Here is an 18,412-nt window from a genome sequence, read left to right as displayed (position 1 = left end):
AGATTATAAAATAGGATTATTCGTCGTCAAAATTGATGACTTGTGTTTCTTTCTTGCGTTTTCCATCGTCAGCATTATTGTCATCACCTTTTTTCTTTTTCTTATTTCTGTTTCTGTTAGCTTTTCTTTCGTATTCATCCATCACATTAGTACCATTGTCTACTTGAGGATCTTTATGAAAATCAAGCCTGTAAGATGCACCAAAGTTTAAACTAAATACAGAAGGTGTATCTTTAGTATTAAATGTAAGTGCTGTATCTAACTGAAAATCTTTTCCGAAAAGGTAAGCTCCACCAAATCTAAATAAATTATCGGCATAATAATCTCCACTAATACCTTGAGTTTCTCCAAATAGAACAAATTTTTCGTTTAGAGCTTTTGTTAGTGTTAAAATATATTGAAAGCTAGAAAAATCTGTGCCTAATCTTTCCATAGAAAAGTTAGTGACAAATACCCAACCGCTACTAAAGTTATTTTGCGTAGCAACCATAGCTTTAAAATTAACGCCACCTTCATAAGCAGGACTTGTAAATGGGTTAGAATAAGGAACGTAAATATTGTCTTTTGCATCTAGATTAACGCCACCGTAAACAGCTACCGCAGGAATTAAATTACTCCACTTAAATTTTCTATTAGCATGATAACTATATAAATTAGGTTTTTCTTCTTCTTTGTTTTTATAAGGATCATAGACTAAATACTTGGCTCCTAAAGCAAAATTTCTAAAGTTAGATCGGTTTGTTTCATTTGGAGAAAGTGAAGATCTGTTATCTGTAAAAGTATCGTTTTGATAAGTTCCTTCTAGATTAATTTCTAACTCTTCCCAAAGTAAACCGTAGCGTAACGCAAAGTCAATTCCAAAACCTTTAGCTTCATTCTTTAAAGGTGTATGTTTTTCGTTTACAGTATAAGGTCCAGCTTCAATCTGACCAACATTTACACCAACAGCAAAAGCGCTTTTAGACTCGCCAGGTCTATTAGAGTTTATAACTTCTGTATACTGAGAAAATGCTGAAATACTGAAGAAAAATAATATGTATTTACAATAGAATTTTGGGTTAAGCATAGCTATTTGTTTAAAGTCAAATATAGAGATTTTATATTTTTTTTAGCTATTAAATAACGAAATTAAAATTAGAGAATTGTATTTTTGTAATTATAGAATAAAATTTGAATTATGGGTTTATTAAGAACCATTTTAATAATATTATTAATTTACTACGGATTTAAAATCCTATCAAGAATTTTAGCGCCTGTCTTATTTAAATACGCTGCCAAAAAAGCTGAAGAACGTTTTGGTGGTGCATTTAATCAACAACGTCAACAACCAATTAATAAAGAAGGTGAAGTGACGATAGACAAAATGCCAGAAAATAAATCTTCAAATAAAAATGTAGGTGAATATGTAGATTACGAAGAAATTGACTAATTTTCAACCTCATTGAATTTATAATTATTTATGCCATTTTCTTTTAAAAAGTTGTTGCCACACGTAATAGTGCTGGTAGGTTTTATTGTTTGCGCCTTGTTATATTTTAATCCTGTTTTGCAAGGCAAAACCATTTTCCAAAGTGATATTGTCCATTACCAAGGTATGGCAAAACAGCAAAAAGATTTTAAAGCAGAAACTGGTAAAGAAACTTATTGGACCAATAGTGCATTTGGCGGTATGCCAACCTATCAATTAGGAGCAAAATACCCAAATAATTATATCAAAAAATTAGATTTATCATTACGCTTTTTGCCTAGACCAGCAGATTACTTATTTCTTTACTTTTTAGGTTTTTATATTCTGCTTTTAGTGCTAAAAGTAGACTGGAAATTGGCTGGATTAGGCGCGTTAGCGTTTGGGTTTTCAACTTATCTTATCATTATACTCGGCGTTGGTCATAATAGTAAAGCACATGCTATTGCTTATATGCCTTTAGTGTTAAGCGGTATTATCCTCACCTTCAGAAAAAAATATATCGCTGGTTTTTTACTAACAGCTGTTGCAATGGGATTAGAGCTTGTTGCAAATCACTATCAAATGACCTATTATTTACTATTGCTAGTCATAATTTTAGGGATAGTATATTTAATAGATGCTTATAAAAAACAAGAATTACCGCACTACTTTAAGTCTATTGGTATTTTAGTTTTAGCTGTAATTTTGTCTATAGGTCTTAACGCTACAAATATTTTAGCCACAAAAGAATATGTTAATGAAAGTACACGCGGAAAATCTGAATTAACCATTAATCCAGACGGTACAAATCGAGAAAACACAAACGGTTTAAGTAAAGAGTACATCACAGAATATAGTTACGGTATAATTGAAAGTTTTAATCTATTTATTCCAAGATTTTATGGTGGCGGAAGCGGTGAAGATGTCGGCGAAAACTCTGCAATGTATAAGTTTTTTACAGATAGAGGCGTTTCTCCTGTAGAAGCTAAAGAATATGCAAAAAGTACACCAACATATTGGGGCGATCAAACCATAGTAGAAGCACCAGCATATATTGGTGCAGTTGTGATTTTTCTATTTGTATTAGGATTGTTTTTAGTAAAAGGTCGCCTAAAATGGTGGCTTGTTGGAGGCACAGTTTTATCACTTCTTTTATCCTACGGAAAGAACCTAGAATTTCTAACCGACTTTTTTATAAACTTTGTACCGTTATACAATAAATTTAGAGCAGTAAGTTCAATTCAAGTTATTTTAGAATTGTGTATTCCTATTTTGGCAATAATTGCAATAAAAAAATTATTTGATAATACTTCTGATGAAGAAAAGCTAAACGCACTAAAGAAAACAACAATGATAACTGCAGGATTTGCAGTACTAATTTTGTTAGGAAAACTATTTGGAGTATTTGATTTTGTTGGTGGTAACGACGGTTATTATCGTCAAAATTACGGTCAAGAATTTGTAGATGCTTTACGCGAAGACAGAGCAAGCTTCTTAACAATGGATACGTTTAGAACGTTAATTTTCGTGTTACTTTCCGCAGAAATTATTTATTTATTCTTAAAGAAAAAAGTAAACGAAACTAAAGTTATTCTTGCGTTTGCTGTTCTAATTGTAGTAGACTTAGTAAGTGTTGATAGACGTTATGTTAATAATGACGATTTTGTGTCGAAAATTAAAATGGAACGTCCATATCAAGCTAATAAAGCCGATTTACAAATCCTAAAAGACGATTCTAATTATAGAGTGTATGATTTAACTTCTGGTGGCGCAAAAGCAAGTTATTTCCATAACGCTTTAGGTGGTTATCACGCTGCAAAACCGAATCGTTATCAAGATTTATACGAATTTTACCTATCAAAAAATAACATTAATGTTCTTAATATGCTTAATGCTAAGTATATTATTGGACAAGGTGAAAACGGAGAGCCTTTCCCATATCTAAATAATGACGCTAATGGCAATGCATGGTTTGTAAAACAACTTAAAAAAGTCAATAATGCAGATCAAGAAATAAAAATATTAGATAGTTTAGATAATAAAAATGTAGCTGTTTTTAGTATAACAGATCTTAAAGCAAAAACTTTCAAAGTAGATTCTACAGCATCTATAAAAGTGGAAACGTATAAACCTAACTACATTAAATACAGTTCAAATAATTCAAACGAAGGTTTTGCAGTATTTTCAGAAATGTATTACGCTAATGGTTGGAATGCTTATATCGATGGAAATTTAAAACCACATTACAAAGTCAATTATGCGCTAAGAGGCCTTCAAATTCCTAAAGGCAAACACACCGTTGAATTTAAATTTGAGCCAAAAGTAGTTAAAAGTGGTAGTCAGATTGCTTTAACAAGTTCAGTAATATTATTCCTTTTAATTATAGGAGGATTATTTTATCTGTTTAAAACTAACAAACCAGAATAGTATGCCTAAACGTGTTCTTATAGTGACTTACTATTGGCCACCAGCTGGTGGACCAGGTGTACAACGTTGGTTAAAATTTGTAAAATACTTACCAGAACACGATATAGAACCTATAGTTTATTGTCCTTCTAATGCTAATTACCCAATAATTGATGAGTCTTTGAAGGGTGAAATCCCTGAAAGTGCAATCATTTTAAAACAACCCATAAAAGAGCCATATAAATTTGCTAATTTGTTTTCTAAACAAACCAAAACCATTAGTAAAGGGATTATAAAAGAAAAAAACAAGCAAAGCATACCAGAACGTTTGTTGTTATTTATTAGAGGAAATTTTTTTATTCCAGACGCCAGAAAACAATGGGTAAAACCATCTACTAATTTTTTAACAACTTATATTCAAGATTTTAATATAGATACTGTAATTACAACTGGTCCGCCACATAGTTTACATTTAATTGGTTTAAAAATTAAACAAAAATTAGATGTGAATTGGATTGCAGATTTTAGAGATCCTTGGACAAGTATAGGTTACCATAAGCAGCTTAAATTAACCAATTATGCAAAAAAGCAACACAAGCAATTAGAAAGCAAAGTACTTAATCAAGCCGATCATATTGTGGTAACAAGTCCAAGTACAAAAACTGAATTTGAAACTATTACAAATAAGCCAATTAGTGTGATAACAAACGGTTACGATAAAGAAAAAGTAATAGTTAACGATTTAGATGAAAAATTTACCATATCTCACATTGGTTCTTTATTATCTAAAAGAAATCCTGAGATTTTATGGCAAGCACTTTCTGAATTTGTTAAGGATGATGAAAATTTTGCAAAACATTTTCAGTTAAATTTAGTAGGTGAAGTAGGAGAGAACGTTTTAAATTCTTTAGAAGCTCATAATCTAACCAATTACGTAAATAAAGTTGGTTATGTATCACATAGTGAAGCTGTTAAGTTTCAAAAAAAATCACAAATATTATTGCTGATTGAAATAAATTCTGAAGATACAAAAGCTATTATTCCTGGTAAATTATTTGAATATATGGTATCTAACAGACCAATTTTAGCAGTTGGACCTAAAGGTGCGGATATTGAAGGTATTATCAAGCAAACAAATACAGGACAGTTTTTTGATTATTCAGAATTTTCAGCGTTAAAAACAGCTATAAAACAACTTTTTGAAGATTATCAAAATAATTCTTTAAAGGTTAATGCTATTGGACTGCAACGTTTTTCGCGACAAGCGCTTACAAAACAATTAGTAGATTTGATTAATAATCTATAAATTTCAACCACATAATTTAATTTGTAAACTTAATGGGTATAGTCGTTAATCAATCCATAAAAAACACGGTAATTACTTACCTTGGTTTTGGTATTGGAGCTATTAATGTAGTGTTTTTATACACTAAATTTTTATCTGACGACTATTTTGGATTAATTACTTTTATACTCTCTACAGCCAACATTTTAATGCCTTTAATGGCTTTTGGTACACATAATACGATAATTAAATTCTTTTCGTCTTTTAAGACTAGACAATCACAAAATGGGTTTTTAACCTTAATGTTATTTTTACCTTTAATTGTCATAATTCCGTTAGGTTTTATAGGTGTTTTAGCATATGATACCATTGGAAATTGGCTAGCAAAAGAAAACCCAATTATCAAAGATTACAGTTGGTTAATTTACGTTTGCGCTATTGCTTTTGCTTACTTTGAGGTGTTTTATGCATGGAGTAAAGTACATTTACATAGTGTGTTTGGTAATTTTATGAAAGAGGTTTTTCATAGACTTTGTATTTCTATTTTGTTGTTAGCACTTCATTTTGGATATTTAAATGTACAGCAGCTTATTTACAGTATAGTTATCGTTTATATTGTAAGAATGGTTATGATGAAACTTTATGCTTTCAACTTAAAACTACCAGTATTTAAATTTGTTAAAATTCCTAAATTATCTAGTGTTTTAAAATACTCTTCATTAATAATTATTGCAGGTTCTATTGCAAATATCATTCTTGAAATTGATAAGTTTATGATTGGTCAGTTTGAAGCATTAAATAATGTAGCTTATTATGGCGTAGCTATTTATATTGCTACGGTTATTGGTGTACCATCACGATCTATGCATCAAATTACAAACCCATTAACAGCTCAATTTTTAAATGAAAAAAATAAAGTTGAACTTAAAAAATTATACCAAAAAAGCTCGTTAAATTTATTCATAATTAGCGGATTTATCTTTTTAGTAATTATAGTCAATATCAATCAGCTATATACAATGATTCCTGATAATTACTCAGAAGGTTTTTTAGTAGTTCTAGTTATTGGTTTAGCTAAACTATTTGATAATCTTTTAGGAAACAATAACGCTATTCTTTTTAATAGTGATTATTATAGAATGGTATTAGTCTTTGGAGTTATGTTGGCTATTTTAACCATAATTTTAAATCTGGTTTTTATTCCCGTTTACGGTATTAATGGTGCAGCTTACGCAAGTTGTATAACCATCTTTGTGTACAATACTGTAAAGTTGTTATTTGTTTATAGTAAATTTAAAATTCAACCGTTTACCAAAGAAACATTAAACTCTGCGTTACTAATTTTAATTTGTGCTTTTGGTTTATTCTTTTGGGAATTTCCTTTTCATTCAATAATTAACATCGGTTTAAAATCGTTACTTCTTGTATTAATTTATGGATTAAGCGTTTATAAGCTTAATTTATCTTCAGAAATTACAGGAATTTTAAATTCATTTTTAAAGAAATAAAAAAGCCCTGTAACTTAAGGTTGTATTAACCATTGTTACAGGACTTATAGTAAGTGTTATAAATTATTATCCTCTTCTTCCAGATCTAGAAGACGATCTTGATGTACTTCTTGATTTAGAACTTGATCTGCTTGAAGATGCTTTTGATCTTGAGTTAGATCTACTTGTAGTTGCTTTAGTAGATGTTTTTGGTCTACTAGTGTTAGCTCTAGTTTGTGTTCTAGTTCTAGGTCTAGAAGTAACAGTTTTATTTCTAACTGCTCTTGGTTTAGAAGCATTACTATTACTGCGTGTTCTAGGTTTTGTAATATTTTTTGAATTACCTCTAGTTTTTGGAGCGCTAATAGAGTTATTTCCTCGTGTTCTAGGTTGCGTAGCAGAACTATTTCCTCTAGTTCTTGGTCTAGAAGCTACTGCGTTTCCTCTGGTTCTAGGAGAAGAAGTAGTTGCATTGCTACGTGTTCTAGGTACATTATTTCTTGTAATATTTCTTACAGCTCTACCATTACCTCGAGTAGCTAAACTTCTGTTTCTTGATATTGTATTACCACGTCTTGTTGCTACAGCTGTTGTACGTCTGTAATTGTTTACAAAAGGTCTTGTATATGCATATCTAATAGGTCTATAATATCTTCTATATGGAGTAGTATAAACAACTCTGTATAATGGTGCAGGTACTACATAATATGAATGCCAAGGTCTATATACATAAACTCTATTGTAAATATTTATAAATCCTGTACAGTGAGAAAAGCGGTTGTAACGATTATAATGCACATAAAGTCCGCCAACTCTAGTAACAAAACCACGATTGTTATAGTTAATCCTAACGTTACCAATTTGATTTACACGTCCATAATAATCATAGAATATTGGTGTGTTTTCAACTTGAATAATAGCACCATATTCATCATATTGTACATATGGATTATAATCATAGCCAGTATTAAAACTAATAGAAGCATTTGGAGTATTTACTGAAACATTTACGTTAGGACCGTAATTTGGTATATAAAAGTCAAATTGCCCATCTGCAAAAACCGAAAATTCAATTCCTGCTTCTGTAAAAATGAAAGAATTGCCATAACCTCGGTTATAAGATTCGTTTATAGTTAAACTTTCGGCGTTTTTTGTTGTGTCTGCATTAACAGCAAAAATACTTAAAGTAAATGCTGATAATAAAAGGAATAATTTCTTCATAACTAATTGTTTTATGATTGAACATTTAAATATTTACAAGCATCATGCCAAAAACCAAAACTGCTGTAATTGTTATTAGGTTGTAAAATGAAATAACCTCGTAAATAAAGACTTACGAGGTTTTTTTGTTTTGATTGAAATTATTTTTTCAATTTAGGTTTTTCGGTTTTTACACCATTTCTGTAGTAGTAAAAATCGTCATTATTATAATTGTAATCATAATTATTATCTATTGGTGATCCGTATGGATTTCCGTAGTTATTATCTAACACAAAAGACGTATTGTATCTATTTACATGACCAATTGTTCTAATTAACCTTCCGTGTCTGTTATAAATCAAACGCATTCCGCCAATACGACTTACCAAGCCTTGTCTATTATAACTTATATAAACAGACCCTAATCGTTTAACCTGTCCTTGTCTATTATAATTTAAAAACACATAGCCAACACGTCTTACTTTACCAGATCTATCGTGTAAAACAATGGTTCCGTTGTTTGTTGGTCCATAGTAGGTATTGTAAGTGCCTGGTGCACCATAAGTACGATTTATACTGCTACGTCTTGTGTTTACATTTACATTGCTACGTCTGTAATAATTATCACCTTGTGTATAATCTAATTGAGTATTAAAATCAAAGCTTCCATCAGGAAAGATTAAAAATTCTACACCACGTTCTACAAACATAATAGGTTGTACAAAACGGTTTGGGTTAACAACTAAATCTTCACCTTGCGATGCAGACTTATTTTCTGCTGTTACAGTGGTTAATCCCATTAACACACTTGTAATTAATAGTACTAGTTTTTTCATAGTATTAAGGATTTAGATTTTGCCTACTGTTTAGCGTTTCGGCAATCGCTATTTGATAAATTAGTTTCAATAGCTGTGCCAAACTTGAAACACGTTGGTTTTACTGGTGTTTTGATACGATATTAGATTTCTATTATTTCAATTTTAAAAAAGAAATTAGGCAACTTTTAAAGTTTATTTTTACATTTACCTAAACAATCAACCAACATGTCACTTCAATATAAAGTTTGCGAAAACTGTGAAACAGAATTTAAAGATAGCTTTAAGTTTTGTCCTTGTTGTGGTATGAAAAATAGAGAAGAGTTAACAGTTAGAAGTCTTTTTTATAATACTATTAATAATTATTTACTATGGGATTCTAAATTTTTAAAGAGCTTTTTGCCTTTAATGACAAAACCTGGATTTTTACCAAAAAAGTTTTTACAAGGCAAACGTTTAACGTATTTACATCCTGCACAGTTTTATTTATTTGTTTCGGTAGTTTTTTTCTTCATCTTCTCATTTTATATTAGAGAAACTAGAACAAAATTAGATAAAGCTATACAGGAAGAATTAGCAGTAAAAAAGGAAAAAGAATACCGTGAAGCTTTTGAAAGAGTAGCAGATTCTATAAAGTTAGATTCTTTAGTAAATGAAAAAATAGACGCTAAAGACCGAAAAGCTAATGGTAGTGTTTTTGGAACTTCTTTTACTTATGATGAAAAAGAAATAGACTCTTTAATTGATGCAGGAGCAGACAAAAAAATTATCTTAAAAAAAATGGGAATGCCTGAAGATGCAGGTTATTTAAAACGAAAGTTTTTTGAGCAAATGTTTAAATTTCAGAAAGATAAAGGTGTCGGGTCTATTTATCAAACCATTACAGACAGTTTTCCTATAGCTATGTTTTTTTTACTACCAATTTTTGCGTTGCTTTTAAAGGTTTTCTATTTTAATAAAGGAAGATACGCCTTCCATTTGGTATTTAGCTTTTATTTTTTCTCTTTTATATTTGCGGTAATGGCTATAGATTTAGGCATAAATTGGTTTTATGATATGCCCGATTGGTTAGACTTTTTATTGGTTTTATCTACTTATTTCTACTTTTTTAATGCAGTAAAAAAGTTTTACAATCAAGGTTGGTTTTTAAGTTTTATAAAAAGCGGAACTATAACTACAATTTTTATGGGCATGATTATTCCTTTTGCTTCAATATTAATTGCAGTATTAGCCTTTATGATTTATTAAATCTTATCTTTTAAGTATTTAGCGGTTGCGCTTTCTTTAACTTTTGCAACTTCTTCAGGTGTACCAAATGCGACTAATTGTCCACCATTTTCACCACCTTCAGGACCAAGATCTACAATATAATCTGCACATTTAATCAAATCTAAATTATGCTCGACAACAATAATAGAGTGTCCTTTTTCAATTAAAGCATAAAATGATTTTAGTAATTTTTGAATGTCATGAAAATGCAAACCTGTTGTAGGCTCATCAAAAATAAATAAGGCTTTGTCTTTAGTATTTCCTTTTCCTAAAAATGTAGCTAGTTTTATACGCTGTGCCTCACCACCAGAAAGGGTAGAACTACTTTGACCTAGTGTTACATAACCTAAACCAACATCTTGTAAAGACTGAAGCTTGTTTTTTATTTTATTTTGTTTGTGCTTGTCGAAGAAAGAAATAGCGTCGTCAATGGTCATATTAAGCACATCATCAATGCTTTTATTTTCAAAAGTAACTTCTAAAACTTCCTTTTTAAAACGTTTACCATTACAGGTTTCGCAGACTAAATGGACATCTGCCATAAATTGCATTTCTATTGTAACTTCGCCTTCACCTTTACACGTTTCGCAACGTCCACCATCTACATTAAAACTAAAATGTTTAGCTGCAAAATTTCTAATTTTACTTAGTTTTTGTTTGGCAAACAAAGCTCTAATATCGTCATAAGCTTTTATATACGTTACAGGATTAGAACGTGATGAACGACCAATAGGGTTTTGGTCAATAAACTCGATATGCTTGATGTTACTAAAATTTCCTTTTAATTCTGAAAATTGACCTGCTTTATCACTAAATCCTGTTAGTTTTTTTTGAATGGCAGGAAATAAAATTTTCTTAACCAATGTACTTTTTCCGCTTCCTGAAACACCTGTAATAGCGGTTAACATTTCTAAAGGAAAAGTAACATTAATATTTTTTAAATTATTTTCTCTTGCACCAACAATTTCTATGTTATACTTACTTGTACGACGTTTTTTAGGGACTTCAATTTTTAATGTTTCGTTTAAATATTGAGCAGTTAGTGACTTTGATTTTAAGATATCTTTAAAAGTACCAGTAGCAACAACTTCACCACCAAAAGTACCAGCTTCGGGACCAATATCTATGATGGTGTCGGCTTGTTTCATGATGTCTTCATCATGCTCTACAACAATTACTGTATTACCCAAATCGCGTAACGATTTTAATACCGATATTAGTTTTTCCGAATCTTTTGGATGTAAGCCAATACTAGGCTCGTCTAATATATACATAGAACCAACTAAGCTACTTCCTAGTGATGTTGCTAAATTAATACGCTGACTTTCTCCTCCTGAAAGTGTGTTAGATCGTCTATTTAAGGTTAAATAATCTAAACCAACGTTGCTTAAAAAGTTTAAACGATTTTTTATTTCAACAAGTAAACGTTCTGCAATTTTAGTGTTATAATCATTCAATTCTAATTGGTTGAAAAAATTAGACAATTTATTTAATGGCATTTCTACTAAATCTGTAATTGTAGTGTTTCCTACTTTTACATAACTAGCTTCTTTACGAAGACGTTTACCACCACAAACATTGCATTTTGTTTTTCCGCGATAGCGAGATAACATCACACGATTTTGAATTTTATAAGCTTTGCTTTCTAGTTCTTCAAAAAAGCTATTTAAACCTTCAAAATACTGATTACCTTCCCAAATTAAATTTTTATGTTCTTGACTTAATTGAAAATAGGGTTTGTGTATAGGAAAATCGAATTTATGCGAATTGTTTACCAATTGATCACGGTACCAACTCATACTTTCTCCTCGCCAAGGGAAAATAGCCTCTTCATAAACCGAAAGCGCAGTATTTGGAATTACTAAATCCTCATCAATACCAATAACATCACCGTAACCTTCACATTTTGGACATGCACCGTAAGGGTTATTAAAGCTGAATAGATGCACATTTGGCTCTAAAAACTGCATGTTATCTAATTCAAATTTATTACTAAAATGTCTTATGGAATTATCTTTTAAGGTTTCAATGTAACAATTCCCTTTACCTTCAAAAAAAGCAGTTTGAATGGCATCTGCTAATCGGTTATAAAAATCGTCATCGTCTTTTGTTACAATTCTATCAACAACTAAAAACACATCTTCTGTAGATGTTAAATCTTTTGCTTGATCAATTCTTAAAACTTCATCTTTTACTTTAATTCTAGAATATCCTTGTGCATTTAAGGCGCTAAGTTTATCCTGAAGTGCTCTACCTTCTTCTAAATAAATAGGAGCTAGAAGTAAAAGTTTTTCTTTTAAATCAATAGTTTTTATAAATTCTAAAACATCTGTAACAGTGTCTTTTTTGACTTCGTTACCAGAAATAGGAGAGTAGGTACGACCAATACGGGCAAAAAGTAGTTTTAAATAGTCGTAAATCTCGGTTGTAGTTCCGACAGTAGAGCGTGGATTAGTAGAATTAACTTTTTGCTCAATAGCAATTGCAGGCGCAATACCTTTAATATAGTCTACTTTAGGTTTGTTAAGTCTACCTAAAAATTGTCGTGCATAACTACTAAGACTTTCTACATAACGACGTTGTCCTTCTGCATACAACGTATCAAATGCTAAACTAGATTTACCAGAACCTGATAGACCTGTTATAACAACTAATTTACGTCTAGGTATAACAACATCTATATTCTTAAGGTTATGTAATTTAGCACCTTTAATTATGATGTTCTCTTTAGGGTTTACTGCAGAAAGCGTAGTCTTCATAGTCAATTTTCGTATAGATTTGCAAAGATAACACAACAATTTCAGCTTAAAAAATAGATTATTGTGCATTAAAATGTTAAAACTTGAAATTATGTTTGCATTTTTGGAATAATTGTTGTTACATTTGAAACATATCAATTAACCCACAAACACTTTTGCCTATAGCAAAACATTACTTTTTTAATTTATAAACCCCAAGCCCGAAACACGTTTTCTGTGCAAAAAAAAGTAATGATTATGCAAAAAGAATTAATCTCTGATGCTCAATTAGTGAGTAATTATATAAGAGGCGAAGAATCTGCTCTAGAAGTTTTAATTACAAGACATAAACAAAGAATTTACAGTTTTATATACTCTAAAGTTTTTGATAGAGATATATCTGAAGATATTTTTCAGGATACCTTTATCAAAGTAATAAGAACTTTAAAAAGAGGTAAATATAACGAAGAAGGTAAGTTTTTACCATGGGTAATGCGTATAGCTCATAATTTGGTTATAGATCATTTTAGAAAAAACAGTCGTATGCCTAAATTTGATAACTCAGGAGATTTTAATATTTTTTCTGTAATAAGTGATAATGCTTTAAATGCAGAGAAAACAATTATTAAAGGTCAAGTAGAAGCAGATGTAAGACGTTTGATTGACGAGTTACCAGAAGACCAAAAAGAAGTATTGGTAATGCGTATGTATAAAGATATGAGTTTTAAAGAAATCTCAGAACGTACAGGAGTAAGTATAAATACTGCTTTAGGACGTATGAGATATGCATTAATTAATATGAGAAAAGTAATAGAAAAGCACAATATTGTTTTAACAAATTAGGATAAACAATAAAGTTAAATCTTATCCGTTATAATGTAGTAACAAACTAAAAATCTACATTACATGGCAAAACTTTACTCTAGAAAACCTAAATCAGATTTTAAATTGAACCCAAAAGATGAAACAATAAGTTTTATCCTTAATTACTCTAAGGCTTTAAGTGTTATAAATTATAAAAGCATGAAGTTTGAATCACTTCAAAATTAAAAGAAAAACGTCCTAAAACATTAGGACGTTTTTTTATGATATTCTTTTAAAACTGTAGCTCTTCCAATGGTTTTTGTAATAATATCTTTATCTAAATCCCAACCACGAGCTGGAGAATATTCTCTTCCATACCAAATGATTTGCAGATGTAAATCGTTCCATAGTTCTTTAGGAAATAGTCGTTTAGCGTCTTTTTCGGTTTGAGCTACGCTTTTTCCGTTAGATAAATTCCAACGATACATCAAACGATGGATATGTGTGTCTACAGGAAAAGCAGGTACACCAAATGCTTGACTCATTACAACACTAGCTGTTTTGTGTCCAACAGCAGGTAACTCTTCTAAAGCTTCAAAAGATTGCGGAACTTTACCGTTATGTTTTTCTATTAAAATTTTTGAAAGACCGTAAATACCTTTACTTTTCATTGGTGATAAGCCACAAGGTTTTATTATCTCTTTAATTTCTTCTACAGTTAATTTAACCATATCATAAGGGTTATCTGCTTCTGCAAATAATAAAGGCGTTATTTGGTTAACTCTAACATCTGTGCATTGAGCAGATAATAAAACAGCAACTAAAAGAGTGTATGGATCTTTATGATCTAAAGGAATAGGAATTTCAGGATATAACTTATTTAACGTATTTATAACAAAATGTACCTTTTCTTGCTTAGTCATTAATTCGTATTTTTGAATAAATCAAAATTACAACTATGAATACATTAAAACAAGGTGATAAAGTACCAAATTTTACAGTTAATGACCAAGATGGTAATGCTGTATCTTTATCTGACTATAAAGGAAAAAAATTAATTGTTTTTTTCTACCCAAAAGCAAGTACGCCAGGATGTACTGCAGAAGCATGTAACTTAAGAGATAATTATAAGGTTTTACAAGATAAAGGGTTTGAGTTATTAGGTGTTAGTGCAGATTCTGAAAAAAGACAAAGCAATTTTAAGAACAAATATGAGTTTCCTTTTCCTTTATTAGCTGATGAAGAAAAAGAAGTAATTAATGCATTTGGTGTTTGGGGATTAAAAAAGTTTATGGGTAGAGAATATGATGGTATACATCGTAAAACTTTTTTAGTTGATGAAGAAGGAGTGGTAGCGCATGTTATTGATAAAGTAAAAACTAAAGATCATGCAGCTCAAATTTTAGAATTAGTTTAATTGAATTTAATCTTTTTAAAATAAAAAAGGCGCTAATTTATATTTAGCGCCTTTTTTATTTATTGTAAACTGTATTATTTATTCTGAATTTCTTCAGTTTCACAACCAAACAAGCTTTGTTCTGCAATTAATTTAGAGACACCTTCTGGTAACATAGGTTGCCAACCATCTTCACCTTGGGCAATCATTTTTAAAACTTTTCTTGAAAATACACTTAATGTTGATGGGTCATAGTCTGCAATATCTACAACTTTACCGTTGTATTTAAAGAACTTATAAAGCTCTTTCATACGAGGATGTACTTTTAAGTTATCACTTGTGGTAATGGTTCCATCTTCATTTTCCATAGGGTAAAGATATACACGTAAATCTTTAAAGAATAACTTACCAAAAGCCTCTAAAATACCACCACTTAAATGACGATAATACTTCTCGTCAAAGATATCTACAAGATTATTTACACCCATTGCTAATCCCATACGGTTTTTAGTGTATTGAGAGAAATATTCTACTAATTTATAGTACTCTTGGAAGTTAGATATTAATACGGTTTGTCCTAAAGAACATAGTAAACGTGCTCTATCCATAAAATCTTGCTCGTCTATTTCTCCTTCTGCTCTTAGGTTTGATAAAGTGATTTCAAAAATTACTTGTGTTCTTTCTTCGTCAACTTTATTTTCTTTAATAAACATATCTAAAGACTTCTGGTACATGTCCATATTTACCTTTGTTACAGGTCTAAAGCTACCACGAAGTGCTAAAATGTTTTTCTTATATAAAACTCTTGCAGGAAGTACGTTATTACCATCTGGAGCAAACATTACGGCGTCAGTCATTCCATTTTTAACTAGCTGTAAGCTCATTAAACGGTTATCTACGTTTTTAAATACAGGACCAGAAAAGTTAATTGTATCAATTTCTAATTGATCTTTATCCAAATGGTCGTATAAATATCTTAATAATTTTTTAGGTTCGTTGTATTTATAGAATGCACCGTAAATTAAGTTAGTACCTAATATACCAAGAGTTTCTTGTTGTAATCTTGCGTCATTTTCTTTAAAACGAATATGTAGAATAATTTCGTTTACTTCTTTATCTTCAGGATCTATTTGGTATTTAATACCAACCCAACCATGTCCTTTATATTTTTTTGCAAAATCTATTGTAGCAACAGTGTTAGCAAAACTAAAAAACATTCTATGTGGGTTACTTTCTCTACCTATACGCTCTTCAATTAATCTATATTCATGATGAAGCATTTTGCGTAACCTAGCTTCGGTTACGTAGCGTCTATCATCTTCAATACCATAAATAGCATCGCTAAAACTTTTATCATAAGCAGACATTGCTTTTGCGATAGTACCAGATGCGCCACCAGCTCTAAAAAAATGTCTTACAGTTTCTTGTCCAGCACCGATCTCGGCAAAAGTACCGTAAATGTTTTCGTTTAAGTTAATACGAAGCGCTTTATCTTTTAAGGATGGAATATTTTCAAATTCTTTATCTCCTTTTAGCGTAATTTCCATAAAAAAATCCCTATAAATTTAGTGTTACAAAGGTACCAAATAACTATAGTAAACAAAAAAATTAACTTATTTTTGTTTTCAAATTTTATAGATTTTGAAAATTACTTTTTTAGGTACTGGTACATCTCAAGGAATTCCTATTATTGGAAGTACTCATCCAGTGTGTTTAAGTAAAAATCCTAAAGATAAACGTTTGCGTGTTTCAATTTTGGTAGAATGGGATGATTATACCTATGTTATAGACTGTGGACCAGATTTTAGACAACAAATGCTTCGAGCTAATGTAAATAAAATTGACGGAATCATTTTTACGCACGAACATGCAGACCATACCTCTGGTTTGGATGATATTAGACCCTTCTTTTTTAGACAAGGAGATATACCTATTTACGCACATAAGAGAGTAGTAGAACAACTTAAACAACGTTTTGCTTATATATTTGCTACAGAAAATAAATATCCTGGCGTACCAAACTTACAGGTAAATGAAATTGAAAACAAACCTTTTAAATTGAATAATTTAGAAGTACTTCCTGTAGAAGTTTTTCATCATAAATTGCAAGTATTTGGATTTAGATTTAACAACTTTGCTTATTTAACAGATGTTAAAACCATTCCGGATCAAGAAATGGAAAAACTAAAAAACTTAGATGTTTTAGTAATTAATGCCTTAAGAGAAGAGACTCATATTTCGCATTTAAATCTAGAAGAAGCATTACAAATTATAAATACATTACAACCTAAAAAGGCTTATTTGACACACATAAGTCATTTATTAGGTTTTCATGAAGAAGTCCAACAAAAGCTACCTAAAAATGTGTTTTTAGCTTACGATGAACTTCAAATTAAACTTTAAAATCAAATATTATAATGAAGAATAAAATTTTTATGTACTTGTTTATCTTTACGTTACTTGTTGTTTTGTTTCAGTACGTAAACACTAAAAACTATGTAAAAGCTAATGATAGTCAGTTTAAAAGTTTAAAAGAAAAAAATATTAGAATGAAAGATTCTTTAGCGCTTTTAAACAATCAGCTAAATGATTTTATCATGTTTGATTTTAGGTATAATCAAGAAGCTAAAGATTATTTTTATGATAGAGGTATTGATACTGATAAGCTTACAATACTTATAGAAAATGAATTATACGATTTAACAGACGCACCTGGAGAAGATCATCCACTAATTCCTTACGCTGCTTCAGGTGGCAAAAAAATGCAATTTAATTCTATAAAAATACTAAACCATAAATGGGTTATAGCAGATTTTTCTGATGGTGTTTTTTGGGGAGAATTACTAATTAAATATGAAATTACTCCTGATAATCAGTTAAACTTTAAAGTTTTAGATCACTTATTGTATCCTACAAATTAGAGTTTGCTTTCAACCATTCTCTAAACTCATAAAAATTCTGTGGCGCAACACCATGACCAACAGGAAACTCGCTATACTTATAGTTAACTCCTAATTGCTCCATAAACGGTTTGGTTTGTCTAGCCCAATCTACAGGTATAACTTGGTCAACACTACCATGTGAACAATAAAAATTAAGATTTTTATATGTTTCTGGATCTTTTAATTTAAATAAATCAGGATTTACATAACCGCTTAAAGCAATAACATTTTTAACTTTTTCAGGATATGTAAATGCTACCGCATAACTTAAAATAGCACCTTGACTAAAGCCTAAAAGCGTTACATTATTGCTATCTGCATTGTATTTAGCTAAAATTTCGTCTATAAAATTAGCAATTAAATCTCTAGATTGTTTTGCTTGATTATTGTCGCTCCATTTTCCTTTTTCCGCATCAAAATTTATGGCGTACCAAGCATTTCCAAAAGGTTGCATTGGGTAAGGCGCTTTCGCAGAAATAATTAAAAACTCTTCAGGTAATTCTGATGCAAAACTAAATAAGTCGTTTTCATCACTTCCATAACCATGAAAGAGTAGAAGTAATGGCGCGTTTTCTTTTAAAGTAGAAGGTCTAGATATATATTCTAAGCTTAAATCTGTCATG

At 30.3% G+C, this 18,412-nt stretch carries 17 protein-coding genes; 10 read left to right on the top strand and 7 right to left on the bottom strand.

What is annotated here, in order from left to right:
• Positions 1-16: 16 nt before the first annotated feature.
• A complete protein-coding gene (locus INR78_RS12750) occupies positions 17-1,066 on the bottom strand; it encodes a transporter (RefSeq protein WP_223076818.1) in 1,050 nt (349 codons plus the stop codon).
• A gap of 111 nt (positions 1,067-1,177) precedes the next feature.
• Between INR78_RS12750 and INR78_RS12745 the strand changes: the two genes are divergently transcribed.
• The 4 genes from INR78_RS12745 to INR78_RS12730 are packed head-to-tail and all read left to right on the top strand — an operon-like array spanning position 1,178 to position 6,646.
• A complete protein-coding gene (locus tag INR78_RS12745) occupies positions 1,178-1,429 on the top strand; it encodes a DUF4834 family protein (RefSeq protein ID WP_223076817.1) in 252 nt (83 codons plus the stop codon).
• A 30-nt stretch (positions 1,430-1,459) separates the two neighbouring features.
• Positions 1,460-3,874 carry a YfhO family protein gene (locus INR78_RS12740; RefSeq protein ID WP_223076816.1) on the top strand — a complete coding sequence of 805 codons (2,415 nt, stop codon included), beginning with the start codon at positions 1,460-1,462 and terminating at the stop codon, positions 3,872-3,874.
• Between the two features lies 1 nt (position 3,875).
• On the top strand, positions 3,876-5,159 hold the full coding sequence (locus tag INR78_RS12735; protein WP_223076815.1) for a glycosyltransferase family 4 protein: 1,284 nt from the start codon (positions 3,876-3,878) through the stop codon (positions 5,157-5,159).
• 32 nt (positions 5,160-5,191) lie between these two features.
• Complete coding sequence (locus INR78_RS12730) at positions 5,192-6,646, top strand: lipopolysaccharide biosynthesis protein (protein WP_223076814.1); 1,455 nt, start codon at positions 5,192-5,194, stop codon at positions 6,644-6,646.
• A gap of 66 nt (positions 6,647-6,712) precedes the next feature.
• On the opposite strand, the gene INR78_RS12725 is transcribed toward INR78_RS12730, so the two are convergent.
• Both INR78_RS12725 and INR78_RS12720 read right to left on the bottom strand, forming a co-directional pair.
• Positions 6,713-7,846, bottom strand: coding sequence for a hypothetical protein (locus tag INR78_RS12725; RefSeq protein ID WP_223076813.1), 1,134 nt, complete (start codon positions 7,844-7,846; stop codon positions 6,713-6,715).
• A gap of 140 nt (positions 7,847-7,986) precedes the next feature.
• Positions 7,987-8,661, bottom strand: coding sequence for a hypothetical protein (locus tag INR78_RS12720; RefSeq protein WP_223076812.1), 675 nt, complete (start codon positions 8,659-8,661; stop codon positions 7,987-7,989).
• A gap of 207 nt (positions 8,662-8,868) precedes the next feature.
• Between INR78_RS12720 and INR78_RS12715 the strand changes: the two genes are divergently transcribed.
• The gene (locus tag INR78_RS12715; protein WP_223076811.1) at positions 8,869-9,888 is read left to right on the top strand and encodes a DUF3667 domain-containing protein; all 1,020 of its coding nucleotides are present in this window, start codon (positions 8,869-8,871) and stop codon (positions 9,886-9,888) included.
• Here INR78_RS12715 and uvrA read toward each other — a convergent pair.
• Positions 9,885-12,668 (bottom strand): excinuclease ABC subunit UvrA, encoded by a 2,784-nt coding sequence (uvrA, locus tag INR78_RS12710; RefSeq protein WP_223076810.1) that lies wholly within the window; start codon positions 12,666-12,668, stop codon positions 9,885-9,887. The genes INR78_RS12715 and uvrA overlap by 4 nt on opposite strands.
• A gap of 237 nt (positions 12,669-12,905) precedes the next feature.
• On the opposite strand from uvrA, the gene INR78_RS12705 reads away from it, so the two are divergent.
• Together INR78_RS12705 and INR78_RS12700 are read left to right on the top strand one after the other, a co-directional pair.
• The gene (locus INR78_RS12705; RefSeq protein ID WP_027878920.1) at positions 12,906-13,490 is read left to right on the top strand and encodes an RNA polymerase sigma factor; all 585 of its coding nucleotides are present in this window, start codon (positions 12,906-12,908) and stop codon (positions 13,488-13,490) included.
• 63 nt (positions 13,491-13,553) lie between these two features.
• Positions 13,554-13,697, top strand: a complete 144-nt coding sequence (locus INR78_RS12700) for a hypothetical protein (RefSeq protein ID WP_223076809.1) — start codon at positions 13,554-13,556, stop codon at positions 13,695-13,697.
• 20 nt (positions 13,698-13,717) lie between these two features.
• Here the strand turns inward: INR78_RS12700 and nth are convergent, their stop codons facing one another.
• Entirely contained in the window at positions 13,718-14,374 is a 657-nt protein-coding gene (gene nth, locus INR78_RS12695; RefSeq protein ID WP_223076808.1) for an endonuclease III, read from the bottom strand.
• 35 nt (positions 14,375-14,409) lie between these two features.
• Here nth and bcp point away from each other — a divergent pair, with 35 nt between their 5' ends.
• A complete protein-coding gene (gene bcp, locus INR78_RS12690; protein WP_223076807.1) occupies positions 14,410-14,868 on the top strand; it encodes a thioredoxin-dependent thiol peroxidase in 459 nt (152 codons plus the stop codon).
• A gap of 74 nt (positions 14,869-14,942) precedes the next feature.
• Here the strand turns inward: bcp and INR78_RS12685 are convergent, their stop codons facing one another.
• Complete coding sequence (locus tag INR78_RS12685; protein ID WP_223076806.1) at positions 14,943-16,394, bottom strand: TonB-dependent receptor; 1,452 nt, start codon at positions 16,392-16,394, stop codon at positions 14,943-14,945.
• Between the two features lie 94 nt (positions 16,395-16,488).
• On the opposite strand from INR78_RS12685, the gene INR78_RS12680 reads away from it, so the two are divergent.
• Both INR78_RS12680 and INR78_RS12675 read left to right on the top strand, forming a co-directional pair.
• On the top strand, positions 16,489-17,250 hold the full coding sequence (locus INR78_RS12680) for an MBL fold metallo-hydrolase (RefSeq protein ID WP_223076805.1): 762 nt from the start codon (positions 16,489-16,491) through the stop codon (positions 17,248-17,250).
• 14 nt (positions 17,251-17,264) lie between these two features.
• Positions 17,265-17,768, top strand: a complete 504-nt coding sequence (locus tag INR78_RS12675; RefSeq protein ID WP_255593080.1) for a hydrolase — start codon at positions 17,265-17,267, stop codon at positions 17,766-17,768.
• On the opposite strand, the gene INR78_RS12670 is transcribed toward INR78_RS12675, so the two are convergent.
• Complete coding sequence (locus INR78_RS12670; protein WP_223076804.1) at positions 17,758-18,411, bottom strand: alpha/beta hydrolase; 654 nt, start codon at positions 18,409-18,411, stop codon at positions 17,758-17,760. The two genes, INR78_RS12675 and INR78_RS12670, sit on opposite strands and share 11 nt — an antisense overlap.
• Position 18,412: the final 1 nt, after the last annotated feature.

The sequence above is a fragment of the Mesoflavibacter sp. SCSIO 43206 genome (assembly GCF_019904215.1).
Lineage (GTDB): Bacteria > Bacteroidota > Bacteroidia > Flavobacteriales > Flavobacteriaceae > Mesoflavibacter > Mesoflavibacter zeaxanthinifaciens.
The sequence above is the reverse complement of the archived record's forward strand: the minus strand, read 5'-3'. Positions and strand labels throughout refer to the sequence as shown.